This is a genomic window from Brevibacillus sp. TJ4 (assembly GCF_044627595.2).
In the GTDB taxonomy this organism is placed as follows: Bacteria; Bacillota; Bacilli; order Brevibacillales; family Brevibacillaceae; genus Brevibacillus.
The window spans coordinates 3,158,178-3,182,932 of sequence record NZ_CP185865.1; the positions used below are offsets into that span (position 1 = coordinate 3,158,178).

21 protein-coding genes and 1 pseudogene are annotated in these 24,755 nt (G+C 55.7%); 3 read left to right on the forward strand and 19 right to left on the reverse strand.

Going from position 1 to position 24,755, the window contains the following annotated elements:
* Positions 1–12 precede the first annotated feature (12 nt).
* A complete protein-coding gene (locus tag ACAF76_RS15535) occupies positions 13–912 on the forward strand; it encodes a LysR family transcriptional regulator (protein WP_400164314.1) in 900 nt (299 codons plus the stop codon).
* Between the two features lie 111 nt (positions 913–1,023).
* Here ACAF76_RS15535 and ACAF76_RS15540 read toward each other — a convergent pair whose 3' ends face one another.
* Together ACAF76_RS15540 and ACAF76_RS15545 are read right to left on the reverse strand one after the other, a co-directional pair.
* A complete protein-coding gene (locus ACAF76_RS15540) occupies positions 1,024–2,025 on the reverse strand; it encodes a Gfo/Idh/MocA family protein (RefSeq protein WP_400164315.1) in 1,002 nt (333 codons plus the stop codon).
* Positions 2,026–2,197: 172 nt separating this feature from the next.
* A complete protein-coding gene (locus ACAF76_RS15545) occupies positions 2,198–3,466 on the reverse strand; it encodes a cation:dicarboxylate symporter family transporter (protein ID WP_400164316.1) in 1,269 nt (422 codons plus the stop codon).
* 242 nt (positions 3,467–3,708) lie between these two features.
* Between ACAF76_RS15545 and ACAF76_RS15550 the strand changes: the two are divergent.
* Positions 3,709–4,943, forward strand: a pseudogene (locus ACAF76_RS15550) (pyridoxal-phosphate-dependent aminotransferase family protein).
* A gap of 285 nt (positions 4,944–5,228) precedes the next feature.
* On the opposite strand, the gene ACAF76_RS15555 reads toward ACAF76_RS15550, so the two are convergent.
* The 11 genes from ACAF76_RS15555 to mscL form a co-directional block, all read right to left on the reverse strand.
* Positions 5,229–6,545: a (Fe-S)-binding protein gene (locus ACAF76_RS15555; protein ID WP_400164317.1), complete on the reverse strand. Its 1,317-nt coding sequence runs from the start codon at positions 6,543–6,545 to the stop codon at positions 5,229–5,231.
* Positions 6,538–7,953, reverse strand: a complete 1,416-nt coding sequence (locus ACAF76_RS15560) for an FAD-binding oxidoreductase (RefSeq protein WP_400164318.1) — start codon at positions 7,951–7,953, stop codon at positions 6,538–6,540. The genes ACAF76_RS15555 and ACAF76_RS15560 overlap by 8 nt, the downstream gene beginning before the upstream one ends.
* Before the next feature lie 56 nt (positions 7,954–8,009).
* Complete coding sequence (gene murQ, locus ACAF76_RS15565) at positions 8,010–8,918, reverse strand: N-acetylmuramic acid 6-phosphate etherase (protein ID WP_400164319.1); 909 nt, start codon at positions 8,916–8,918, stop codon at positions 8,010–8,012.
* A gap of 40 nt (positions 8,919–8,958) precedes the next feature.
* Entirely contained in the window at positions 8,959–9,921 is a 963-nt protein-coding gene (locus tag ACAF76_RS15570; protein WP_400164320.1) for an ABC transporter ATP-binding protein, read from the reverse strand.
* A complete protein-coding gene (locus tag ACAF76_RS15575; RefSeq protein ID WP_400164321.1) occupies positions 9,922–10,893 on the reverse strand; it encodes an ABC transporter ATP-binding protein in 972 nt (323 codons plus the stop codon).
* Positions 10,894–10,911: 18 nt separating this feature from the next.
* Complete coding sequence (locus ACAF76_RS15580) at positions 10,912–12,132, reverse strand: serine hydrolase domain-containing protein (RefSeq protein WP_400164322.1); 1,221 nt, start codon at positions 12,130–12,132, stop codon at positions 10,912–10,914.
* Positions 12,133–12,146: 14 nt separating this feature from the next.
* Entirely contained in the window at positions 12,147–12,980 is an 834-nt protein-coding gene (locus ACAF76_RS15585; RefSeq protein ID WP_400164323.1) for an ABC transporter permease, read from the reverse strand.
* A 15-nt stretch (positions 12,981–12,995) separates the two neighbouring features.
* Complete coding sequence (locus tag ACAF76_RS15590) at positions 12,996–13,937, reverse strand: ABC transporter permease (RefSeq protein WP_400164324.1); 942 nt, start codon at positions 13,935–13,937, stop codon at positions 12,996–12,998.
* A gap of 96 nt (positions 13,938–14,033) precedes the next feature.
* Entirely contained in the window at positions 14,034–15,587 is a 1,554-nt protein-coding gene (locus ACAF76_RS15595) for an ABC transporter substrate-binding protein (RefSeq protein WP_400164325.1), read from the reverse strand.
* A gap of 29 nt (positions 15,588–15,616) precedes the next feature.
* Entirely contained in the window at positions 15,617–16,837 is a 1,221-nt protein-coding gene (locus ACAF76_RS15600; RefSeq protein ID WP_400164326.1) for an anhydro-N-acetylmuramic acid kinase, read from the reverse strand.
* Between the two features lie 194 nt (positions 16,838–17,031).
* Positions 17,032–17,484, reverse strand: a complete 453-nt coding sequence (gene mscL / locus ACAF76_RS15605) for a large-conductance mechanosensitive channel protein MscL (protein WP_400164327.1) — start codon at positions 17,482–17,484, stop codon at positions 17,032–17,034.
* 194 nt (positions 17,485–17,678) lie between these two features.
* Here mscL and ACAF76_RS15610 point away from each other — a divergent pair, with 194 nt between their 5' ends.
* Positions 17,679–18,005, forward strand: coding sequence for a hypothetical protein (locus tag ACAF76_RS15610; RefSeq protein WP_400164328.1), 327 nt, complete (start codon positions 17,679–17,681; stop codon positions 18,003–18,005).
* Between the two features lie 381 nt (positions 18,006–18,386).
* Here the strand turns inward: ACAF76_RS15610 and ACAF76_RS15615 are convergent, their stop codons facing one another.
* The 6 genes from ACAF76_RS15615 to ACAF76_RS15640 form a co-directional block, all read right to left on the reverse strand.
* Positions 18,387–18,581, reverse strand: a complete 195-nt coding sequence (locus ACAF76_RS15615; protein WP_400164329.1) for a hypothetical protein — start codon at positions 18,579–18,581, stop codon at positions 18,387–18,389.
* 164 nt (positions 18,582–18,745) lie between these two features.
* Positions 18,746–19,957: an ABC transporter permease gene (locus ACAF76_RS15620; protein WP_400164330.1), complete on the reverse strand. Its 1,212-nt coding sequence runs from the start codon at positions 19,955–19,957 to the stop codon at positions 18,746–18,748.
* Entirely contained in the window at positions 19,954–20,676 is a 723-nt protein-coding gene (locus tag ACAF76_RS15625) for an ABC transporter ATP-binding protein (RefSeq protein WP_400164331.1), read from the reverse strand. Before ACAF76_RS15625 ends, ACAF76_RS15620 begins: the two co-directional genes overlap by 4 nt.
* On the reverse strand, positions 20,673–22,349 hold the full coding sequence (locus tag ACAF76_RS15630; RefSeq protein WP_400164332.1) for an efflux RND transporter periplasmic adaptor subunit: 1,677 nt from the start codon (positions 22,347–22,349) through the stop codon (positions 20,673–20,675). Before ACAF76_RS15630 ends, ACAF76_RS15625 begins: the two co-directional genes overlap by 4 nt.
* A gap of 197 nt (positions 22,350–22,546) precedes the next feature.
* Positions 22,547–23,965 (reverse strand): sensor histidine kinase, encoded by a 1,419-nt coding sequence (locus ACAF76_RS15635; protein ID WP_400164333.1) that lies wholly within the window; start codon positions 23,963–23,965, stop codon positions 22,547–22,549.
* Positions 23,958–24,641, reverse strand: a complete 684-nt coding sequence (locus ACAF76_RS15640; RefSeq protein WP_400164334.1) for a response regulator transcription factor — start codon at positions 24,639–24,641, stop codon at positions 23,958–23,960. The genes ACAF76_RS15635 and ACAF76_RS15640 overlap by 8 nt, the downstream gene beginning before the upstream one ends.
* Positions 24,642–24,755: the final 114 nt, after the last annotated feature.

Below are 24,755 nucleotides of genomic sequence, written 5' to 3' on the forward strand. Positions count from 1 at the left end.
GGAGCAATTGCTATGAACATGGAGCAGATAGAAGCGTTTATTTTTGTCTCGTTGACCGGAAGTTTTAGCAAGACAGCCGACCTTTTGTACCTCTCCCAGCCTACCGTAAGCATGCGGATCAAGGCGCTGGAAGCATACCTGGACTGCAAACTGTTCCGTCGGACGGGCCATACGATCAGCCTGACTCGCGAAGGAGAGCTGTTCCTGCCGTACGCCAAAAGCATTTTACATTCGCTGCAGGAGGGACAGATGGCGCTGAAGCGCTCTGCCGGAGAGGTGGAGGGCGAGCTGGCCGTCTCCTCTGTCTTTATCGCTGCCTTTTACATCCTTCCTGACCTGGTAGAGCAATTCCAGAAGATGTATCCGAAAATCAAGCTGACCATCCTGACGGGACACTCGCATCAGGTGCTGGAGATGGTGCTCAATCACGAGGTGGCCTTTGGCATCGCGCGCGCCGTGACCCATCCCCAGATCAACCAGATTCAGTTGATGTCGGACCAGATGGTGCTGGCGATCTATCCCGGACACGCCTTTACCGAGCGGCGGCAGGTGACGATCGAGGAGGTGGCGCAGGAGCCGCTGATCTTGTTCAACCGCGGCTCGTTGGACTGGAAGCTGATCGACAGCGCCTTTACCCATCACCAGTTGAAGAACAAAGTGGTGATGGAGGTAGACAATATCGAAGTAGTCAAGCGGATGGTCAAGCAGAAGCTCGGCATCGCCTTTGTTCCCCGCTTTTCGATCCTGAAAGATTTGGAAAAGGGAGAACTGCATGAAGTCGAGGTTCTCAACCTGCCGCAAATTCAACGCAACTTCGAGTTGATCTACCTGAAGGAGACACCGTTTCAGGGAATCATGCGCACGTTTGTCGACTTTTTGATGCAAAGCAAGCTGCGGGAGGATCGAACCTAGCGGATGCCTTTGCGGTCAAATTCGTGCCCGCTGATCCTCCAATCTTACCAGCTCCTGTCCGATCGATGCTAAAAGGCGTCCCTTCGTGCATCGCCTGTCGGGACACCTTTTTTATCCTCGCAAATCTTCCAGTATGCGCTGCACCTTTACCCCGACCTCGAAAGGAACGAGTCTGGCTTTTTTTCCTTCCATCGCCAGGGCGAACTCATCCAGCAACTGGATCAGGCGCTCATGCAGCGGAATTTCCAGTCGCTGCGGCGCTTCATTCTGCCCGCCCATGTGCAGATTGGTCCAATTGACCAGACTGAATGTGCCCTCAGTCCCGTAAACGCGATAGTCGAGATGCTCCTGGTGCGCGATGTTGGCCAGGCCGTTCACCGTCACAGGTGTTCCGTCTGCCAGCTCGAGGTAGGCGCTGATGCCCGTTTCGCAAGCCAGCGGGTCTGGCGGGTACTGGACGTGGGAGCGGATGACTTGCAGGTCGCCAAACAATGCGTAGGTCAAATGGATGAAGTGCGGCAGGACCTCGCGGATAAATCCGCCCTGTTCGCGTCCGGCCAGCCACGGTACCTGCTGCCAGGGGCGCGGCCATTGGTGGAAGTGGGTGAGAATGTCGATCCGGCGAATCTCGCCCAGCTCGCGCAGACGTTCCTGCATGACAGGCAGCAAACTTTGATAGTAGATCGGAAAGTGCATGGCGTGAATGACACCTGCCGCTTTTGCTGCCGCCAGCATGTCTTCCGCTTCCTCGATCGAGTTGGCCAGCGGCTTTTCACAGAGCAGATGCTTGTTGCGCGACAGTGCCGCGAGCGCGATCGGATGGTGGAACTTGGGCGGGACAGCCAGATAGATTAGATCCACGTCCTCGTTGTCGAGGAGTCGTATGGCATCGGTGTACCAGGCGGCATTTCCCGCACGTTCGGCTGTCTCTTGCGCACGTGACTCTGAGGCATCACAGATGGCAGCTACATCGTATTGAGGGTGCTTGGCAATCGCCTCGATCATTCGCTGCCCCATGACGCCGGCACCGATGATGGCGACCCGATAGTGGTTTTGGCTCATCGTAATTTCCTTTCGCTTGGTGGATTCGTTCTGTCCTTCTCTTTTCGTCATCGCGCCTGTCAAATCCTCTCCCTTGTGCAAACATCCCGAATTGTGTGAACGCTCAGGTTAGATCCGACTGCATCTATGCTCAAAATGCGTGAAAAGGAGCTTTTTCGTCCGCCTGTGCAAGACGGAGGAAAAAGCTCCTTTTTCGTGACATCCGTACCACACTATCAGCCGATCAGGCTGCTTTCGTGGAGATGTCCCGGATATACTGCTTTGCTTTCTGGTCATCAAACTGCCCTTCCCAACGCGAGATGACGACTGCGGCGAGCGAGTTGCCGATGACGTTGACGACGGTGCGCATCATGTCCATCAAGCGGTCGACTCCGGCGATAAAGGCAAGTCCCTCGAGCGGGATGCCCACCGAACCGAGGGTAGCCAGCAGGACGACGAAGGAGACGCCCGGAACACCGGCGATGCCCTTGGACGTCACCATCAAGACGAGCATCAACGTAATCTGTGCGCTGATCGGCATGTCGATTCCGTACATCTGCGCGATAAAGAGCGCGGCAATGGCCTGATAGAGCGTGGAACCGTCCAGGTTGAACGAATAGCCGGTCGGAATGACAAACGACGTAATCGCTTTTGGACAGCCGAGGCGCTCCATTTTTTCCATGATTCTCGGCAATACAGTCTCCGAACTGGACGTGGAGTACGCCAGCAAAAGCTCGTCCTTGAGAATACGAATGATCGTCCAGATGCCGATTTTGCTGACCCGCGCAACGATGCCCAGCACTACGAGCACGAAGAAGATCATGGCAGCATGAACGAGAATCAGCAGTTTGCCCAGCGGAATCAGCGAAGCCAGCCCAAATTTGGACACCGTCACCCCGATCAGGGCGAAGACGCCAAACGGCGCAAATTTCATAACTGCGTTTACGACCCAGAACATCGCATCCGCTACACCCTGAAAGAAGCTCAGGACAGGCTTTCCTCTCTCCCCGACTGCTGCCACCCCGAGACCGAACATGACAGAGAAGAAAATAATCGCCAGCATGTCACCTCTGGCAATGGCGTCAAACACATTGGTCGGAACAATGTGCACAAAGGTTTCGATCAACCCGCTTTTTTGCGTCGACTCTGCCGTATCGACGTAGGAATGGATGTCCGTCTTTTGCAGGGCAGACATATCTACGCCCACACCGGGCTGGAACAGGTTTGCCGCCAGCAAGCCGACGACGATGGCAATTGTGGTAACGATTTCAAAATACAAAATCGTCTTGCCGCCAATTTTCCCCAGCTTCTTGACATCTCCGACTCCGGCGACGCCGACGATCAGCGTGGCAACGACGATCGGAACGACGATCATTTTGATCAAACGCAGGAATATATCCCCGACTGGCTGCAAATACGTAGCGATGGCCGGGTTGCCGTAAAAAATAGCCCCGACGACAATACCTAAAATTAGACCGACGAGAATTTGGATCGCTAAACCATACTTTTTCATCCTCGCACCTCACTCCGGATTTTCTAAAACCAAACATGATGTATAAGTGTGGTGACATCTCTTTTATGTAGTTATAGTAGCATATATTTTAGCACGATTAAATTTTTAGTTTTTTATTAAATATTGCAGTAAATCAAAAAGATTGTCACTCTTCCGACAGGAGTTTCTAGCAATGCGGCGTAGATCATAGGGAGATGAGCAGACATCGCTGTGCGAGCGAATGAGACGAGGAGGATGCAGGCATGTACAAGGAGTTGAACCCTTCCCTGCGCACGATTATGACACCCGGTCCGGTCGAGGTCGAACCGCGCGTGCTGCGGGCGATGAGCACCCCGATCCTGGGACAATTCGACCCGGAGTTTACCGCCATGATGAACGAGACGATGGAGATGCTGCGGCGGCTGTTTCAGACCGACACAAGTGGTGCTTTCCTGTGGACGGGACGTCGCGGGCCGGGATTGAAGCGGTGCTGTGCAGCATCATTGAGCCGGAAGAGCGGGTGCTTGTCCCGATCTACGGCCGCTTTGGCCATCTGCTCGCCGAAATCGCAGAGCGCTGCGGGGCAGAAGTAGTGACGATCGAGACGCAGTGGGGCGATGTGTTCGACCCGCAAGCTGTCATTGCCCAAATCAAAAGCGTGAAGCCTGGCATCGTCGCGATGGTGCACGGAGAAACCTCGACAGGACGGATTCAGCCTTTGCAGGAAATCGGTGCAGCCTGCCGCGAACTGGGCGTGTTGTTCGTCGTGGATGCGGTCGCCACGATCGGAGGTGTTGAGGTAAAGGTCGACGAGTGGAACATCGACGCCTGCATCGGTGGTACGCAAAAATGCCTGTCCGTTCCGTCCGGGATGGCGCCGGTCACGTTTAACTCCCGGGTCGAGGCGCGGCTGCTGCAACGAAAAAAAATCGAACGCGGACTAACCGATCCCGATGACTTGTCACTCTCCCACACCCGTACCATACAGAGCAACTATTTCGACCTCAGCCAACTGATCGATTACTGGAGTCCCACCCGGCTCAATCACCACACGGAGGCGACGACGATGCTGTACGCCTTGCGCGAGGGACTGCGCATCGTGCTCGAAGAGGGATTGGAAGCCCGCTTCGCCCGGCACCGCCTGCATGAGCACGCACTCGTAGACGGACTTGCCGCGATGGGTCTGGAATTATACGGTGATCCTGCCTGCAAGCTCCCCGTCGTCACTTGTGTCCTGATCCCGGACGGCATCGACGGCGAATCGGTACGAGCGATGCTGCTGGAAGATTTTCACCTGGAAATCGCCAGTTCGTTTGGTCCGCTGAAAGGGAAAATATGGCGAATTGGCACCATGGGCTACAGTTGCCGCAAGAAAAATGTACTCTACCTGCTGGGCGCATTGGAGGCTGTGCTGCTGCGCCACGGCGCGCTAATCGCGGCAGGGCGGGCGGTGCAAGCTGCGCTCGATGTTTACCACAATGTTCACGAGAATATGTAGGGCAGATCAGGGAAAAAGTCTCAAAGTGAGGGAAATGCGCAGGGGAAACATAGCGGTCGCATGAGTGGAGATACAAATAGAGAAGGAGTTAGGGGCAACGCTACTCTCCCTAACTCCTTTATCTATACAATCAAGATTTCCTTCAGAAAGCCCTACCTCTCTTTCACCTTACGGCTCCGTAGACCGTGCCAGGGGAAATCCCTCTATGGGGAGTTGTGAAAGGATCGGGTGAAGTTGTAACTTTCCTATCTTACCAAATATCAGAGCAAAAGACAAGAATAAATATTAGCCAACCTCGATGTCACCCTCCGTTTTTTTCACGCGGGCCAGCAAATCGACCAGGTGGACGGCTTCCATTTTGTCTTCGAGTCCCGCCTTGCGGATCCCTGCTTTCATCTGCAACAGGCAGCCGGGGTTGGAGGTGACGAGAATATCCGCCTGGGTCGCTGCCACATGGCCCATCTTCTCGTCCAAAATGCTGCCTGCCATCTCCGGCTGCACGAGGTTGTAAATACCCGCCGAACCACAGCAGCGATCTGATTCCCGAAGCTGGACGTAGGTCGCATTCGGGATCGATTGCAGCAGGCTGACAGGCTGTGTCGTCACCTTCATGCCGTTGCGCAGGTGACAGGAGCTTTGGTACGTCACTCGTATGGGCTGTTCGTTGCAGGCTTGCGGCTTGGCGACTGGCTCCAGTATTTCACTGACATCGCGGACCCGCTCCGCAAACCATTTTGCCTGTTCACGCCATTGCGGATCGTCATGCAGCAAGTGATCGTACTCCTGCAGCAAAGCGCCACAGCCGCCAGCGTTGGAGACGATTACGTCCACATCCGCCTCCTGGAAGGCAGCGATGTTCTGGCGCGCCAGCTCACGTGCCGTCTCCCGCTCCCCGCTGTGGGCGTGCAGGGCTCCACAGCATACCTGGCCGGGCGCGATGACAACTTCGCAGCCCGCATCTGCCAGCAGGCGCACAGTGTTGACATTCGTCTCCTGAAACAGCACATCCATGATACATCCGTGAAACATGCCTACCCGCATCTTCCGCTCTCCTGCCGGAGGAATCACTGTCGCCCCGAGCACATCCGACAACGCAGCGGACGAGGCTTTCGGCATGATCGCCTCCATTTCCCGCATATGACTCGGCAGTATCTTCAGCAGCCCGAGCTTGCGCACTGCCGTCTGCAGGCCAGAGCGCTGGTACAGGCGCAGCAACCCGCCGAGCCGGTACAGGCGATTTTGATGGGGAAACAGATGGGTAAACGCCACTTTTCGCGCAAAGCGCACCAGCCAGGGATGATCGGCTTCCTGTTCGATCGCTTCCCGCGTCTGCTCGATCAGTTGGCCGTAAGGAACGCCAGCTGGACAGACAGGCTCACAGGCACGGCAGCCCAAACACAAGTTCATCTGGTCGACGAAGTCCTGATCCGGCTCCATGACACCATCCGCTACCGCTTTCATCAGGGCGATGCGCCCGCGCGGCGAAGCAGCCTCGTAGCCCGTCTCGCGAAAGGTAGGACAGGCAGGCTGACAAAAGCCGCAGCGCATGCAGTTGGACAGCTCGTCGTAATCCAGTTTTTCTCGCAACGCTTCTTTAAGCACGGCTGACCACCACTCTGTTCCGGGATTCCTTGGCGAACATCTTGCCGGGATTGAGCAGATTGTGCGGATCAAACGCCATCTTGATCCCCTTCATCACTTCAATTCCGGCCGCTCCCACCTTCCACTCCAGGTACGGAGCCTTGACGATGCCGACGCCATGCTCGCCTGTAATTGTTCCGCCCATGTCGATGGCGGCGGCAAATATTTCTTCAAACGCTGCTTCCACCCGATGGATTTCCTCTTCGTTGCGGGCGTCGGTCATGCAGGTGGGATGCAGGTTGCCGTCTCCGGCGTGGCCGAAGGTGCAGATGTTGAGGTCGTAGCGGCTGGCAATCTCCTGAATCGCCGCGACCATCGGCGCAATCTGGGCGCGCGGCACAGTCGCATCCTCGAGAATCGTCGTCGGCCGCATCCGCGACAGAGCAGCAAGCGCGCTTCTTCGCGCCGTCATCACATCGTCAGCTTCTTCCGGAGTCGTCGCCACCTTGATTTGCACCGCCTGATTCTTTTGGCAAATCGCCGCGATTTTTTCCATATCGCGATCGACGATTTCTGCTTCGCCATCCTGACCGATCAAGAGGATCGCCGCTACATCGGTAGGCAATCCGATCTGCTTGAAGTCCTCGACGACGCGAATCGTCCCCTGATCCAAAAATTCCAGCGTACCGGGAATGATCCGGTTGGCGATGATGTCGGACACAGACCTTGCCGCCTGCTCCATATCCGCGTACATGGCCAGCATGACGCGCTGGGTGGCTGGCTTGGGGATCAGCTTGAGGATCGCCTGGGTGATAATTGCCAGGGTGCCTTCGCTGCCGACCAATAGCTTCGTCAGATCGTAGCCGGCCACGTCCTTCATCAGCTTCCCGCCCGTGCGGATCACTTCGCCGTTGGGCAGCACTGCTTCCAGTCCGAGGACGTAATCCTTGGTCGTCCCGTACTTCAAGCCGCGCAGTCCGCCAGAGTTGAGAGCTATGTTGCCGCCGATGGTGGAAATCACCATGCTGCCCGGGTCAGGTGGATAAAACAAACCGCGCGCCTCCACGGCCTGGTGAATATCGACCGTGCGTACGCCTGGCTGTACGGTAATCGTCAAGTTTTGCTCGTCGATTTCCACAATCTGATTCATCCGATGAAGCGACAGTACGATCCCTCCTGTAATGGGAATCGTCCCGCCGCACAGGTTGGAGCCTGCGCCACGGGTCACGATCGGGATGTGGTGACGTGCAGCCAGCTTCATCACCTGCTGCACCTCTTCTGTACTGGCGGGCATGACGACCGCATCCGGCAGCGATTGCTGCATCGGCGTGGCATCGTACGAATATGCGACCAGCGCTTCCTGCCTGGACAGGCAGTTCTTCTCTCCTACAATCGAGCGCAATTCGGAGATAATCGTCTCATTTACCATGGGGAAACCATCCTCCTGTTGAAATCAATCTCCGGTTCCCTGCAAGCGATTCCTGATTAGCCGAACTGCTGAATCGCTTCACGAATTCTTCCCTTTGTTACATTCAACAGACGGGTCGCTTCTTCCTTGCTCGTCCCGGTCAGCCTCATCAAAATTGCTGTTTTTGCGTCTCCGTCCGCGAGTTTCGCCAGCTTCTCCGCTTCCGCATAGTTGACACCTGTTACTTCCATGATGATGCGCTTTACCCGCTCCTGCAGCTTCTGGTTGGTCGCCTGGACGTTGACCATCAGGTTGCCGTACACCTTGCCCAAGCGGATCATCGCAGCCGTCGTCAGCATATTCAGCACCAGCTTCTGCGCCGTTCCTGCCTTGAGTCGGGTGGAGCCGGTCAGCACTTCCGGACCGACCACGACGTTGATCGCCACATCGACGCCTTCGCTGATCAGCGCATTGGCGTTGCAGGACAGCGAAATCGTCTTCGCTCCGACATTCCGCGCCTCGCGCAATGCCCCGATCACATACGGCGTGCGTCCGCTGGCGGCGATACCGACGACTACGTCCTTATTCGTCACTCCATACGTACGTACGTCCTCTTGTCCCAGCTCCTGCGAATCCTCCGCGCCCTCGACCGCCTTGACTACTGCCGAAGGCCCGCCGGCGATCACGCCTTGCACGAGCTCCGGGTCGGTACCAAAGGTAGGCGGGCACTCGGAAGCGTCGAGAATACCCAGTCGGCCACTCGTCCCCGCTCCAAAGTAGAACAGCCGTCCGTTGTTTTCCAGTGCAGCGACGATCACCTCGATCGCTGCTGCAATCTGATCCAGCTCGCGTTCAACGGCAAACGGCACCTTTTTGTCCTCGTCATTCATCATCTGTACGATGTCTCTCGCGCTCAGCCGATCCAGGTCGCGCGAACTCTCATTTTTTTCTTCTGTCGTCAACTGCTCCAAGTTATCCAGCTTCATTTCACTCCAACCTCCCGATGTTTCGTCTCTCTGATGAACATTACTCCAGATGGCAGGAGACCAAATGGCCATCTGCGCGCTCTTTCCATGCCGGAGCAGTCGTCTTGCAAATGTCCATGCAGTGGCGGCAGCGCGGGTGGAAGGTGCATCCGGACGGAGGGTTGGCCGGGCTCGGCATGTCTCCCTCCAAAATGATCCGCTGTGCCGTGTGATGCGGATCAGGCACCGGCACTGCCGACAGCAATGCCTGTGTATACGGGTGGGTCGGTTGCTCATACAGCTTCTTTTTGTCTGCTACTTCCACCACTTTGCCCAGGTACATGACAGCGACCCGGTCTGATATATGGCGCACCACGCTCAAATCGTGGGAAATGAACAAATAGGTGAGCGAGAATTCCTTTTGCAAATCTTGCATCAAATTGAGAATTTGCGCCTGGATCGAGACGTCGAGCGCAGATACCGGCTCGTCGGCTACGATCAGCTTGGGGCGCAGGATCAAAGCGCGGGCAATCCCGATTCGCTGCCGCTGTCCGCCGGAAAATTCGTGGGGGAAGCGGTCCAACTGCTGCTTGGACAAGCCGACGATCTCAATCATCTCTTCCACTTTATTGCGGCGCTCGGCGGGAGTGCCGATCCCGTGCACAATCAGCGGATCTTCGAGAATTTGCCCCACCGACTTGCGCGGATTCAACGAGGCAAACGGGTCCTGGAAGACGAGCTGCATATCGCGTCGCGCCTTGCGCAACTCCTCCCCGCTCAGCCGGCGGATATCTTTTCCCTCAAACAGGACTTGACCGTCTGTCGGTTCGATCAGGCGCAAGATACAGCGCCCGGTCGTGGATTTGCCACAGCCTGACTCTCCGACGATACTGACCGTCTCTCCGGGGTAGATGACAAGGTCGACGCCATCTACGGCGCGGACAACCTTTTCTTTTCGGAACAACCCCTGCTTGCTCGTAAAATGCTTGGTTAATCCTTTCACTTCCAACAGTGGTTGTGTCACTTACGCTTCCTCCTCGCTGTACAGCCAACACCGGCATCTTTGCTTCTCGGAGATATTGAGCAGTTCGGGATTCTTCTCTTTGCAAATGTCCATGACTAGTGAGCAACGCGGCGCAAAACGGCAGCCTTTCGGCATATCGGAAAGCATCGGCACCGATCCGGGAATCGCATTCAGCCGCTCCTGATTGGAACTCAGGCTAGGCATCGACTGCAACAGCCCTCTCGTGTACGGATGCTTCGGATCATCAAACAGCTGGGCGACGTCCGCTTCTTCGACAATCTGGCCCGCGTACATGACGATGACACGGTGGCACATCTCCGCCACTACACCGAGGTCGTGAGTGATCAGGAGAATCGATGTGCCATGCTCCTGGCGCACCTTTTTCATCAGCTCCAGAATCTGTGCCTGAATCGTCACGTCGAGAGCAGTCGTCGGCTCGTCGGCAATCAACAGCTTGGGCGTACACGCCATCGCCATGGCGATCATTACCCGCTGTCTCATCCCGCCGGACAATTGGTGCGGGTACTCGTTGACGATGTCCTCCGCCCGCGGAATGCCTACTTCCTTCAAAAGCTCGATCGTCCGTTCCTTCGCTTCCTGCTTGGACATCCCGAAATGGCGGCGAAGCGGTTCGCCAATCTGCTTTCCGATCGTGTGCAACGGATTGAGCGACGTCATCGGTTCCTGAAAAATCATCGCGATCTGGTTGCCGCGTATTTTTTCCATCTGTTTTTCGGTCAGGGAGAGCAAATCCGTCTCCTGGAAGCGAATGCTGCCGCTCATTATCGCATTTTTGCTCAATAGCTGCATGACGGACAGGCTGGTCACGCTTTTGCCGCATCCCGACTCCCCGACGACGCCTACGGTTTCACCCGGCTCTACCGTCAGGCTGACGCCTTCGATGACAGTCAGCTTCTCCCCCGACTGGACGAAGGATGTCCGTAAATCCTTGATCTCTAGCATTGCTGGCAAGATGACCTCCCCCTTTCTTTAAAAAGTGCCCACTGGCGGTATAGCGCTGAACAACTGGTTGTGATGCCCTCGCCGCCATCTGTTCATCTCCGTGCTGACCACGGGATGGACGCGGTTGGTCAAGGTAATCAGCGTGGCCCCCCGCATCGGGTCGGACCAGATCGATGTCCCGGTAAACCCCGTATGCCCAAAGGCAAGCTCGGAAATCGCGTCTCCTCCTGTGCAGCCGTGCGCCGCTTGCTTCAAATTCCCGCCGGTAGCGGATGCTTCCCATCCCGCCGCTCTGCGCGGCGCGTGCGGGTCTGTCAGGGAACGCGTAGAAAAGGCTCGCAAAAGGGGATCGATCCGCACCGGTGCATCCGCTGTCGTCCAGATCGCCATGTAGCGGGCTGTGTCTTCCAAGGTGGAAAAGAGCCCGGCATGGCCGCTCGCGCCTTGCAAGCCGTAGTAGGCGTTGCAGTCGTGAACATCGCCGCGGATGACCTCCTGGCGCCAGGCAAAGCTCTCCAGCGCTTCCTTCCATACTGCGGCGCGCGGGTCGCCCGCTACCTCAAGCTGGATCACGTACTGGCGGGCCATGTCGTACTCGAAGCGATTCCCCTCTTCTGTCGGAGCGATGCAGCGCTCCTGGCAAGCCAGCTCTTGAAGCGGCGCATAACCGGTCTGATGCATGCCGCTCGGCAAAAACAGTATCCGCTTTGCCAGGGAGGCAAGCTCCTCTTCCCAGACGCGCTCGAGCAAAAAGCCCAGCAGCATGAAGCCCAAGTCACTGTATACGACCTGTTCACCCGGCTGCCCGATCAACGGCTCTGCGGCGATAAAGCGCATGTACTCTTCCCGGCTGCTCGCCCGCAAAAAATAGGGGCGCCATGCCGGAAGACCGGACGAATGGGTAAGCAGGTGAATCACCTTGATCTTTTCCTTGAACGACTTGTCGGGTCCCTCGCCGAGCTCAGGCAGGTAGTCGATCACCGACTCGGACAGGGATAACTTGCCGCTTTGCACACTGAGGAGAACGAGCGGCAACGTCACCATGACCTTGGTCAAGGAAGCCATGTCGTATAGCGTGCCGGCGGCCGCAAGCGGTTCACCGTCAGCCGTGCCAATCCTTCCCCGGGCTGCGGTAACCGTCGTGTTGCCACCCTGCATCAGACATGCAACACCGCCAGGAAAGATCCCTTTTGCAATGCCTGCGTCCAAGCTGTTTTGCATCTTTTCCATGAGCGCTATCTGATCCATGTCCTCTCCTCCGCTTACTTCCCGCGATGGCGCGGGTCCAGAATATCGCGAACAGCGTCCCCGAACATGTTGCAGGCGAGGATCGTGATCGTCATCGCCACGCACGGCCAGATGATCATGCCCGGAGCAAGCTCCATGTAGCGACGCGCTTCAGCAATCATCCCGCCCCAGGACGGGTCTGGCGGCTGAATCCCCAAGCCGAGGAAGCTAAGCGCCGATTCGGTCAGGATCGCACCGGAGATCGCCAGCGAGGATTGCACCAACAGAGGCGCGGTCACGTTGGGGAAAATCTCGCGGAACAAAATGCGCGGTGTGCTGGCGCCAATCGCCCGGGCGCTTTCCACATACTCGAGGTTCTTGATGGAAAGCACGGCACCTCTCACTGTCCGGGTAAAGACAGGAATGTTGACTATTCCGATCGCCAAAATCGTATTGAACGTCCCCGGCCCCAATGCCGCGACGATCGCCAAGGCGAGCAAAATATCCGGAAAGGCAAACAGCACATCCATCACGCGCATGATAAAGCCGTCAATCCAGCGGCCAAAGTAGCCGGCAATCAGCCCGAACAGCGTGCCAAATGCGACGCTGATCAATACCGCCGAAAAACCCACCCACAAGGAGACGCGCGCTCCGTAGATGACCCGGCTGAACAAATCCCGTCCGAACTGGTCCGTTCCCATCAGAAACTCGGAGGAGCTCCCTTCCATCCGATGGTCGTGAAACATTTCGGTTGGATTGTGGGGTGCCAACTGCGGGGCAAGCAGCGCGACCAGGCACAGGATCGCCAGCAGAACAGAACAACATACGGCCGTTTTATTTGCCAAAAATCGTTTGCGAAATGTGTTCATGTCGGATTCCCCTTGTCAGTACTTGATGCGCGGATCAATCCAGGTATAGATCAGGTCGATGAGCAGGTTGACCAGGACAAATACCAGGGCGACAAAGAGTACGCCTCCTTGTACCACCGGATAATCACGCTGATTGATGGCTTCCAGAATGTATTGGCCCAAGCCGGGAATGGAGAAGAGCTGCTCGACGATGACAGAGCCGCCCAGCAAGGAACCGATTTGCATGCCTGCGATGGTTACAATCGGTATGGACGAGTTGCGGAAAGCGTGTCCCATTACCACTGTCCACTTGTTGTTGCCTTTGGCCCGCGCTGTGCGGATAAAGTCTTTCTCCATCGTTTCCAGGAAAGCGGAGCGCGTCATGCGCATCACTCCGGCTGCGACGACAATGCCCATCGTCGTGGCGGGCAGGATGAACACCTTGAAGGCCTCCACCGGATCTTCCCAGAAGCTGACGACATCGATCGGCGGGAACCAGCCGAAGTACAGCGACATCCCCAGCAACAAGAGCGTACCGACCGCGAAGTTCGGCACGGAAATGCCCAAGAGCGTGGCGATGCGGACTGTGATGTCAGTCTTGGATTGAGCGCGAATGGCGGAAATGATGCCAAACGGGATGGCAATCGTCCACCCGATCAATACTGCGAACAGTGTCACTTGCAATGTTATGGAAAAGCGTTTCAAAATTTCCGGCAAAATCTCCTGGCCGGAGTGTACCGATACGCCGAAATCCCCTTGAAGCAATCCCCCTGCCCACGTCAGGTATTGGGTCAGTAAAGGCTGATCCAGCCCCATGCTTTTTCGCAAGGCTGCAATGGATTCCTCCGTGGCATTTGTGCCCAGCATGATGGAGGCGGGATCACCCGGTACCAGATGCAAGATGGTAAACACCAATACGGAGATGCCAAACAAAATCGGGATCAGGCTGACGACGCGTTTGAGCAAATAGGCTCCCACAAGGCTTCCCCCTCTTTCCAAACCTCCGGCTGGCGGAGGTAGTGCGTACAAACATGGCTCCGCCGTTCCATGGGCGGAGCCACTCGTTTGCATATCTTACTTGACTGCGGCTCGAACCAGCGAGTAGCCTTCTCCTGCTGCAGATGGGTTGAACTCGATATTGTCTCGGACTGCGTAGAAGTTCTTCGGAGACGCCAGGAACAGGTTCGGAACATCTTCATTTACCAGCAGTTGCTGTGCTTGTTCGTATACTTTTTTGCGCTCTTCCACATCCACTGTCACCAGCGCTTGCTCCACGAGCTGGTCGTACGCAGGGTTGGAGTAGTTCCACACGTTGGCGGAGCCTTCCGAATGGAAGAAGAAGCGCATCGAGCGGTCTGCATCGACGCCGGAAGTATTGCGTCCGACCATCAATGTCGTATCCTTGGAAGACCATGTATCGACGTAGTTGCCCCACTCCAGCTGGTTGATCTTGGCGTTGATGCCGATAGCCAAAAGCTGCTGCTGGATTACCTGTGCAGACTCGATCATGTCCGGATACGTGGAAGCTGTGTCAATTTGCGTTTCAAAGCCGTCCGGGTAGCCCGCTTCGGCCAGCAGCGCTTTTGCTTTTTCGATATTTGGCGTGTAGGAATCGTAGTTGGACGGATCAAGTGCCCAGCTCTTCGCGGCCGGAGCGATCGGACCAGTCAGTGCCGCTTCGCCTTTCCACACCGTTTGCACGATCTGGTTGCGGTCTACAGCATAGCTGATCGCCTGGCGTACACGCGGGTCGTCAAAAGGCTTCTTGGCGACGTTGATGCCGAGGTAGCTGTATTCCAGCGACTGGTAGTTTTTCACTTCTACGCCCTGGCTGTTTTGCAGCAGGGTCGCAGAATCGGCAGAAACCATCGTGATGTCGATTTTGCCGGCGCGAATTGCTGCCAGACGCTCTGCTTCATCCTTCATAATCTGGAACTTGATCGTCTCGAATTGGCCCAGTTCCGGCTTGAAGTAGTTCGGGTTTTTCTTCAGCAGCACGTATTGGCCGGATTCGTATTTCTCCAGCATGTACGGACCGCTGCCCGCTGGCTCTGTCGTCAGGTCGCCAGCGCCGACTGGCACGATCGCCGTGGAGGCGCTGCTCGTATTCGCCATGAAGGCGGCATCCGGGTTTTTCAGATGGAACACGACTGTTGTCGGATCTTTTACCTCGATAGACTCTAGGCTGGAAAAGTACGATTTGGAGATGGAGCCAACTTCAGGATCGAGAATGCGTTCAAAGGTGAACTTCACATCTTCTGCTGTCAAGTCTTTTCCGTCATGGAACTTGACTCCCTGTGCCAGCGTAACGGTAATCGTCTTGCCGTCCTCGCTCGTCTCCCATTTCTCGGCGAGGTGCGGAACCAAATCGAGATTCTCGTCCAGCTTGGTCAAGCTGTCGTAGACCAGGCCGTAAATACGGGCACTGGACGCTGCCGGAACCTTGTGCGGGTCAAGCCCGACCGGCTCCTGGTCGGCTGCCACGATCAACTCCGTCTTCGCGGCTGTTTCCTGCTGCTGTTCACTTCCCTGCTGTCCTTGTTCGGCCGGCGCATTGCCTCCTTGCGAACATGCAGAAAGAACAAGCGTCAAAGATAGAAAAAACCCTGCCAGCATTCGTTTCTTCACGATGAACTACCCCCCTGTGTTTACATGTCTTACCAACAAATATTTCCTAACGGCACTGCCCGCTTGGCTCCTGTAACAGAAGGTACATTGGATGGGCGGCCCATTAGTGTCTCATGTCCCAAAATCGCAAAGGCGACGGCTTCCTTGGCATCGTCCGGCACTCCGAACTGCTGCGTCGTGGTCACAGTCATGCCATCCGGCAGTCGGCTGCGCAGCATCTGCAGCAAAGTAGCGTTGTGCGCTCCGCCTCCGGAGACGATCACTTCCTCCACCCTGGTGGATGGAAAGACGAATCGCTTGTACGCATCAGCAATCGTAGCAGCAGTCAGCGCGGTGGCAGTCGCGATCAGGTCAGCCCCGCCGATTCCCTGTCTCTGCGCTTCGGCCGCAAGCTCCTGGGCGAATGCTTTGCCATATACTTCCCGACCGGTGCTCTTTGGCGGTGTGAGCTGGTAGTACGGGTCTGCCAGCAACTTCTCCAGCAGCGGCGTATGGACGCTGCCGCCAGCGGCCAGTCTGCCACCCTCGTCGTAGCGCAGCTTGCCTTCGCTGACGTGCTGGACGATCTGGTCGATGATCATGTTGCCCGGTCCGGTGTCGAATGCCACCACCTGTTCGATGCCAGCCCCTGCCGGCAGTACCGTGACATTGGCGATTCCGCCGATGTTTTGCAGCAGTCTGCCTTTTTTCGCGTCGCGGAACAGGATGTAATCGGCGTACGGCACGAGCGGTGCCCCCTCGCCGTCAGCAGCCAGATCGCGGGCCCGGAAGTTGCCGACGACGGCAATCCCCGTCCGCTCCGCCAACGTCGACAATTCGCCGATTTGCAGCGAAGCGCGGACTTCACCTGGCCCCGTCGGACCGGGAAACGCGGCACGTCCTGCGATATGCCATACGGTCTGTCCATGCATACAGACAGCATCTACCTGGTCAGCCTCAACTTTTGCCTTGTCCAGCACAGCCCGGACTGCATGTGCGTACCACTCCGACAATCCGTAATGGGCAACCGTAAGCTGATCGAGACGAGCCGTCTCTACACTGCACAAATTCATCAGCCAGTCGCGCAGCTCATCCGAATACGGCACATAGACGAACTCTCGTAGCGACACGCGCTCGATCTCGCCCTGGGCATCGGTCTGCACAGCGACCAATGCGGCGTCAATCCCGTCCAGCGACGTCCCCGACATCAGTCCTACGAGCAAATGCTCGTGTTTGGCGCGGTATTGCAGCAATTTCGCTGATCGATCCAATGGATACACCCCTCTATTCGGGATACTTTGAATTGCGAAAGAATTCATACTTGATTGCGGTTTCATTATATGAAATAAAATTACTATGGTCAATTAGTTTTCAGTAAATAATATTTCAGGTTGAGAGAAAAATAAAGAGAGAAGCGGCATCATTTTTGCCCTGTCTCTCTTTTTTCTTTCTACTATATACCATTTCAGTGCTGCTCAGCCGTCTCCAAAACCGAAGTGCAATGCGGGCAGCGCGTCGCCCGAATCGGGATCTTGGAGATGCAGTGCGGGCACTCCTTGTTTTCTTCCGGCGGTTTTACTTCTTCCTGCTTTTTCTTAAAGCGGTTGAGTTGTTTGATCACGAAGAAAATGGAAAAAGATATAATCAGAAAGTCGATCACGGAATTGAGGAACAATCCGTAGTTGAGCGTAACAGCCCCTGCTTCCTTGGCTGCGTCCAGCGTCGCGTACGAAACGTCACTGAAATTGAGGAACAGGTTGGCAAAATCGACTTTTCCTAAGAGAAGCCCGACCAGAGGCATAATTATATCATTTACCAGCGAAGTGACGATTTTCCCAAAGGCGGTACCGATCACAACCCCGATCGCCAGGTCCACAATATTTCCTTTCAGGGCAAATTCTTTAAATTCCTTCAGCAACGAAAACACCCTCTCAAAGAGATTATCCTACTTCTCTCCTATTGCCAGCTATAATTCGCTATTTTAGACTGGTACAGTAAATTCGACAAGATTCTACATACCCATTGTTGGGACTCATCTCTCTCCTGCCACCAGACTACAGTCCCGATTTCCTTTCCTATACAGACTACAAAAAAAGGAGGATGAAAGGCGCGATGCTTTTGTCGGAAAAACAACCTGTCCATCAGCTCGCCCTGGCGAAAGAGCAATTGCTTTCAGCCTTGCACCAATACAAAACAAAACCGTATTTGCCGATCTGGGGTGAATTGTTTACCGCGCTTCGCGAATTTGCCAAGCAGGGAGAACGCCTCCAGGAAAACGTCCTGATTTACTCCGTCCATCCGTGCGGCACCTTGTCGTATATGTACCGGGAAAAGCAGTTTTTCATCGATCTGCCGGAACCGGGAATCACGATCACACTGACCCTGGAGCAGCTGATCGATGCCTTGCTTCAAGGCTCCTTCCCGCCCTCCCCCTCGTAGGCAGGCCGCCTGGAGAAGATACGGTTTTTTCCGAGCAATACTCAAAAAAAAAATCCCAGGCTCTGCAACCTGGGTAGAGGGTAGTACTGAATGATTCACGTGAATGAGTCTATTCTACCTATAGCTCACGAGAACTTCCACCTGTATTTTTAGGTACTTATACCTACTTTTGCTAATCGTTAAAAAAAGGGCGGCCCTACTGCTCAGTTTGGGACCGCCAGTCCGAACTTCCCCAAGTTCGTTCATACAGGCATTGTACTATGAATCTCTTCTATCGAAAAGTGTCATCATTTGTTTTTTTGGAAAAATGTAAAAAAATATTGAAAAAAGAGCAAGGAATCCTGGAAAAGTACGCCCTTCCCATGCATGGAAAAGCAGGTTTTATCCCCCCGCCTTCGTTCCGAACAACAAATACAGGTAAATATACTGGCTGACGCTTACTTTGGGGAAGACGAACAGCAAGGTGGACTTCCCGCTTACTTGCCGGATGGTGTAGTTGATCTGGCTCGATTTGATCCTGCGCGCCACGCCGGAGGCATCTTTCCACGAGACGAAAAACTGTACATTCTTCTCCATTTCCACTTATCACCTCATGTGGAATAGGATGTCCAACTTTTTCACGCCCATGAGCGCCGCCCAACAAAACGAAACGAAACCAACCCAGCCCTCTCCCCACAGTGGCTCACGATCCGCCAACAGAAGGGAAGTGGCTGGTTTTTTGGTTTTGTCCGTTTGCTTGTTTACTCGTAGCGCAGAGCGTCGATCGGTTTGAGCCGCGCTGCTTTTTGTGCCGGGTAGACGCCGAATATGACACCGACGAGGGTAGAGGTGAGGAAAGCGTAGCCGATTGGTGTCCAGGTTACCACCGCAGCCATCCCTCCCAGCTTGCTGACGGATAGCGCAGCCCCCACGCCCAGCAAAATCCCGATCAGGCCGCCGATCAGACTGAGGGTGACGGCTTCGATCAAAAACTGGCGGAGGATGTCTTTGCGCTTGGCTCCAATCGCCTTGCGAATCCCGATCTCGCGCGTCCGTTCGGTGACCGATACGAGCATGATGTTCATCACGCCAATCCCTCCGACGATCAGCGAGATGGCAGCAATCCCGGAGAGCAGCGCTGTCATCGAGCCTGATATTTCTTGTGCCGTGCTGAGAATATCCGACTGCGACGTGATGCGGAAATCATCCGCCTCGCTGCCTCGCAAACTGTGCTGTGAGCGCAAGGTGCGCTGCACGTCCAGCATCGCCTGGTTCATCTCGTCAGCCGAGCTCGCCGAGACGTAGATCGTTCCTACATGTTGTCCTCCGGTCAGACGGCTTAAGGCAGTGGTTACGGGGATAATCACCCGGTCGTCATTGTTGGTCATGCCGGAGCTTCCCTGGCTTTTCAGCACGCCGATGACTTCAAAGGGAATCTGGTTGATCTGTATGATCTGGCCGAGCGGATTTTGGTTTTCAAACAAATTTTCGACGACCTCTGTTCCGATCACTGCCACGTTGAACTTTTGCTTGACTTCAAAATTGGTAAAAAAGCGTCCCTGTTCCACGGAAACATTGCGCACCTGCGGGAACGCTTCGGTCGTCCCCTCCAGCTGTGTGGAGTAGTTGTTGCTGCCCCAGACAAGCTGGGCGCGCCCGTTCACGCTGGGGGCGACACCCGAGACAGACTCGTTTTGGGCTATCGCTTCGGCGTCAGCCAGTGTCAGCGTATTGAGCGAGCCTGCACCCAGACTCACCCTGCCTTGGGTAGCCTGGCCGGGCGAGACGATCAGCAGGTTGCTGCCCAGTCCGTTAATTTGCGAAGCGACGCTGGCGGAGGTCCCTTCGCCGATGGCTACCATGGCGATGACTGCCGCCACCCCGATAATGATGCCGAGCATCGTCAAGATCGAACGCAGTCCGTTCGCGCGTATACTGCGAAACGAGACGCGCACACATTCCAGCAAACTCATCTGATCACTTCCTCTGGCATCGCTCTTCTGCGTTCTTCTACCACTTCGTTGGAGACGATCTGTCCGTCGCGGAAGCGGACTACACGCTTGGCATACTCGGCGATGTCCGGTTCATGCGTCACCAGAATGACGGTCTTGCCCGCGTCGTTCAACTGCTGGAAGATGCCCATAATTTCCACGCTCGTCTTCGTATCCAAAGCGCCTGTCGGCTCGTCCGCGAGCAGAATCACCGGGTTGTTGACAAGCGCTCTGGCAATGGAGACGCGCTGCTGCTGCCCGCCCGACAGCTCGTTTGGCTTGTTGTTGAGCCGCTGCTCCAGTCCGACGCTGACCAGGGAGCGAATCGCCCGCTCGCGCCTTTCTTTGGGCGGGACGCCTGCGTACAGCAAAGGCAGCTCGACATTGTCCACTGCGGTCGTACGCGGCAGCAGGTTAAAATTTTGAAAGACAAAGCCGATCTTTTCGTTGCGAATCACGGCCAAATCATCATCATGCGCATCAATGATCGGGTAGCCGTCGAGGTAAAACTCGCCGGAGGTCGGCTTGTCCAGACATCCGATCACATTCATCATCGACGACTTTCCCGAACCGGAAGGACCCATAATCGCGACGAAATCTCCTTCTTCGATCGACAGGCTGACCCCTCGCAGGGCGTGGATCTCCTGGTCTCCGATGGTGTATATTTTGCGCAGCTCTTTCATGTGGATGACTGGCTTCATCTCGTTATCACCCTCATTCCGCCTCCGCCGCCGGCCGGAAATGCTCCCATGCCGCCGACAGCGCCTGCACCCCGCATCTGGTTCATGCCACCCGAGCTTTGCGTGACTGTGTTCAAAATGACGACCTGGTCTCCCTCCGCCAAGCCTTCGAGGATCTCCACCCGATCCGAGGAAAACAAGCCGATTTTTACTGGCTGGAAGCGGTACGGCAGGCTGCTTCTGCCCGCTTCGCCCGCGATGCGTCTGACGCCTTCCTGACGCTGCGCTTGCTCGCCTTCTTGCCCCTGGTGCTGCCCCTCCTGCATTTGGCCTGACTGCCGTTGTCCTGTTTGTGCCGGCCCGCCTGCACTGTCTGTCGCGGCATCAGCAGAGGAGCCTCTATTCAACAGGAAGACACCGTCGCTGCCGTTTACGCTTTGCAAGGCGATGGCGGGAATCACCAGCGCATTTGTACTGGTCCCGACTTCAATCGTGACATTTGTCGTCATGCCGATTTTCAGCATGCCTTCCGCATTGTTTACAGAGAGCAGCACGTCATAAGAGGTGACTCCGGAATTCGTTGTCGCTTCCGGGTAGACCAGTTTGACCTCTCCGGTAAACGCCTTGTCGCTGTATGTACTGGTCGTAAACGTGACGGGCAGACCCTTTTTCACCTTGCCGATGTCGCTTTCGCTGATTTGCGCCAGCACTTCCAATTCTCCCGAGTTGGAATTGTCCATGATGATAAAGTCATCGCCCGGGACTTCGCCGACGTTGCCGTTCACCTGGACAATGACGCCATCCATTGGCGCACGCAGGGTAACAGCCTGCAGTGCCGCCTGTGCCTCCTGCAACTCCGCTCTGGCCTGCTCGACCTCTGCTCGCGCCGAAAGCACGGTCGCAGAATCTGGTCCTTTTTGCGCCTCTTGCAACTCTTCCTGAGCCGTCTGGTAGACCGCCTCCGCTTGCTGGATCAGCACGTCTGCCTGCGCTTCCGCCTGCTGCAGGGCGAGGGCGGCAGTCTGGTAATCGCGCCGGGCTTTCTCCAAATCGATTTGTGCCTGCTCGTACTCGGTCTGGGAGATCGCCCCCAGCCCGTACATCTCCTTTTGCGCATTGTACGTCTTTTCGGCTTGCTGCAAGGTCGTCTTCGCCTGCGCTTCCGTATTGCGCGCCTGTTCCAGATCCATTTTCTGCTTGGCATTGTCGTACTCTGTCTTGGCTTTATTCAGGTTGGCATGCAGCGTGACCAATTGTGCGGAGGTCAGGCTTTTTTCTGCTTCCTCCAGCTTGGCTTGCGCCGACATCAAATTGGCTTTTGCCTTGGTCACATTCATCTGAGCTACACTGTCATCCATCGTCGCCAGCACCTGGCCTTCTTTCACCTCGTCTCCTACCTGTACGTTGATCGAGGAAACGACATCTTTTGCCGACTCGGCATCGGAGAACGACAGGGAGGTTCTTTTCGACGCCTGGACCGTACCAGATGCCAGCACCGTCTCCGTCACATCACCTCTGCCGACTCTGACCACCTGGTACGTCGTTTCTGCCTGGGTCGGCGTCAGCAAGGTCTGGTAGGCAAACACCCCACCCCCTCCGAGAACTGCGACAGCCACCCCTGCTATGATGACGCGTTTTTTGAGGCTGCCAGCTTTGGCAAACCCGAATCGTTTCTTGCTACTTGTCTCAGACACCAGGAAACTCCTCCTACTTCTGGTAGATTGCTGCAAGATGTATCCTGCTTTTTCCTAACTATACGAGCCAATTGCGTCAGCATCATGTCAGATTGCTGTCTGTTTTGTACGGCTTCACATGGCTGATTCTCCCGCTTGCGCACATGGTCTGACCATAAAAAAAAGCAGCCTCGCCACATTGCGAAGCTGCCTGCTCGTCAATCGTTTTGTTTTTGCAAAAACAGGGTAAACACGGAGCCTTCCGGACTGCTTTGGCTCAAGATCAGACTGCCGCCAAGCGCCTGGGCAATCATCCGGCTAAACGACAATCCCAAGCCGAGCCCCCGCCTGGTCTGCTTTTTCTCTTCTCCCCGGTAAAAGCGCTCGAAAATCAACGGCTGTTCCGCTTCGGGAATCCCGCGTCCATTGTCGATCACGTCGATGGCAATCTGTTCGCCCGCATCGCGCAGCCGGACCTCAATGCGCCCGTCCTCGACGATGGCTTGCGCTGCGTTGTTCAGCAGATTGTAGAGAATTTGCTGCACGCGAAGCGGATCAGTCTGCATCAGAACCGGAACATCCGGCTGCTCCATCTCGACGGTGATCGATTCATCCTCATGGGCGATCCGCCACTGGTGAATGATTTCGCGGACGAGCTCGTTCAGGTTTTGCTGCTCCCAACGGATACGGATGTCCCCGACTGCAAACGAGTTGAAGTCGAGCAAATCCTCTACCATCTTTTGCAGCCGGACGGTTTCCTTGGCGCATATCTCCAGAAATTCTTTCGACTCGTCGCCAGTGACGACCTCGTCCTTGACTGCTTGGACCAGTCCGCTGATCGAGGTAACCGGCGTTTTCAGCTCATGCGTGACTCCGGCGAGCAGCTCGGTTCGCATGATCTCCAACTGGCGCAAGCGATCCGCCATCTCGATAAAAGAATGGTTCAGTTCGTACAACTCCTGCTCCGGCCGATTCTTGTCCAGATGTACGTCGTAGTCTCCCTGCACGATTTGCTTGGCTGCATCTGCGACGTTTTTGATCGGCTGCGCCAGCCGTTTGGTCAACAGGTAAATGACCAGCCAGCCCAGCAGCCCCAGGCTGCCCAGCATGATCAGCAAAAGCTGCATTTGGGTGGCGTTGCGGCCGAACTCATTGTCCCGAGAGAAGATCAGCACAGTCCCTTTTTCTTCCCCTTCTACCTCAATCGGTCGTCTGACGACGAGCATCCGCTCGCCATGGGCAATGCGCAACCGCGTAATTTCATCCTCGCTATGCGCCAGCTCAGCAGCCTTCTGCTCAAAGCCTGGTGGCAAGGCAGGAGTCGCCGTGCCAAACAACGGTCTGTCGTGTTCGTCCAAGATCAGCATGTACGGTTTGTAGTTGAGCCGCAGCGATTCCTGTCTGCTGTCGACGATTCGCGTCAAAAACGGCTTTACTCTGATCGTGCCATCGGTGTCGACGACCCGCTCGGCAATCTCCGCTCCCATCAGCCGCATTATATCCAGACGGTTTTGCTCCTCAATGTAGCGAATCCAGATGGTGGTGGCGATGCCGATGACCACAAGCCCGATCAGCAAGGTCAACAAATAACGGGTTGTCCAGTAGCGAAACAACGAAGGGCGATTTTGTCTACTCATAGACACACAGCTTATAGCCCAGTCCGCGATAGGTGCGAATTTCCCCTTCGGTGACAGGCCAGTTCTCCAGTGTTCTTCTGATACGCTTGATTGCCAGATCGACAGCGCGATCGCTGCCCTCGTAGTCGATTCCCCACACCTGTTGGATCAGTTGCTCCCGTGTAAACGCCTGGTTGGGATGCTGCGCCAAAAACAAAAACAGGGACAGATCGCGCGGCGTAAAGACCAGCTCGATACCGTGCAGGGTGACGGAGAGTGCTTTGAAATCCACTTTCAGGCTCCCGAATTGCTTGCATTCGTCTTCGGCGATAATTTGCGTGGAGCGCCGCAACACCGCCTGGACCCGTGCTACTACCTCGTCGGCGATAAACGGTTTGGTGATGTAATCGTCTGCTCCCTGGCGCAATCCGGCCAGCTTGTTGTCGATCTGCCCGAGTGCCGTCAGCATGATTACTGGGCAGGAGCTTTTTGCCCGTATATACTCCAGGATGCTCCACCCGCTTCGACCGGGGAGCATCACGTCCAGCAAGACGAGCGCCGGATGCAAGGCATCGAATTTTTGCTGCGCCTCATCTCCGGTAAACGCCTGTTCAACCTGGTAGTTGTGTTTTTCCAGGTACGCTTTTAGGACTCTCGAAATCGGTAGTTCATCCTCTACCACCAGGATGCTTTTCATGCCTGTTTCATTCCCTTCCTGAAATCCGATAGGCTTTCTGATAGCGTATGAAACAATTATGTCAAACAAATGTCCGAATATCTCTTCTTTTTCGTCGAGCGGGCATACATAGAA

Bases quoted from the DNA above. Each gene is read 5' to 3' on its own strand.
- ACAF76_RS15625 (WP_400164331.1), bottom strand. From the start codon at position 20,676: ATGAAGCCAGTCATCCACATGAAAGAGCTGCGCAAAATATACACCATC.
- ACAF76_RS15620 (WP_400164330.1), bottom strand. From the start codon at position 19,957: ATGAGTTTGCTGGAATGTGTGCGCGTCTCGTTTCGCAGTATACGCGCG.
- ACAF76_RS15580 (WP_400164322.1), bottom strand. From the start codon at position 12,132: ATGGATCAGATAGCGCTCATGGAAAAGATGCAAAACAGCTTGGACGCA.
- ACAF76_RS15545 (WP_400164316.1), bottom strand. From the start codon at position 3,466: ATGAAAAAGTATGGTTTAGCGATCCAAATTCTCGTCGGTCTAATTTTA.
- ACAF76_RS15615 (WP_400164329.1), bottom strand. From the start codon at position 18,581: ATGGAGAAGAATGTACAGTTTTTCGTCTCGTGGAAAGATGCCTCCGGC.
- ACAF76_RS15640 (WP_400164334.1), bottom strand. From the start codon at position 24,641: ATGAAAAGCATCCTGGTGGTAGAGGATGAACTACCGATTTCGAGAGTC.
- ACAF76_RS15540 (WP_400164315.1), bottom strand. From the start codon at position 2,025: ATGACGAAAAGAGAAGGACAGAACGAATCCACCAAGCGAAAGGAAATT.
- ACAF76_RS15560 (WP_400164318.1), bottom strand. From the start codon at position 7,953: ATGGTAAATGAGACGATTATCTCCGAATTGCGCTCGATTGTAGGAGAG.
- murQ (WP_400164319.1), bottom strand. From the start codon at position 8,918: ATGAAGCTGGATAACTTGGAGCAGTTGACGACAGAAGAAAAAAATGAG.
- ACAF76_RS15585 (WP_400164323.1), bottom strand. From the start codon at position 12,980: ATGAACACATTTCGCAAACGATTTTTGGCAAATAAAACGGCCGTATGT.
- ACAF76_RS15535 (WP_400164314.1), top strand. From the start codon at position 13: ATGAACATGGAGCAGATAGAAGCGTTTATTTTTGTCTCGTTGACCGGA.
- ACAF76_RS15635 (WP_400164333.1), bottom strand. From the start codon at position 23,965: ATGAGTAGACAAAATCGCCCTTCGTTGTTTCGCTACTGGACAACCCGT.
- ACAF76_RS15610 (WP_400164328.1), top strand. From the start codon at position 17,679: ATGCTTTTGTCGGAAAAACAACCTGTCCATCAGCTCGCCCTGGCGAAA.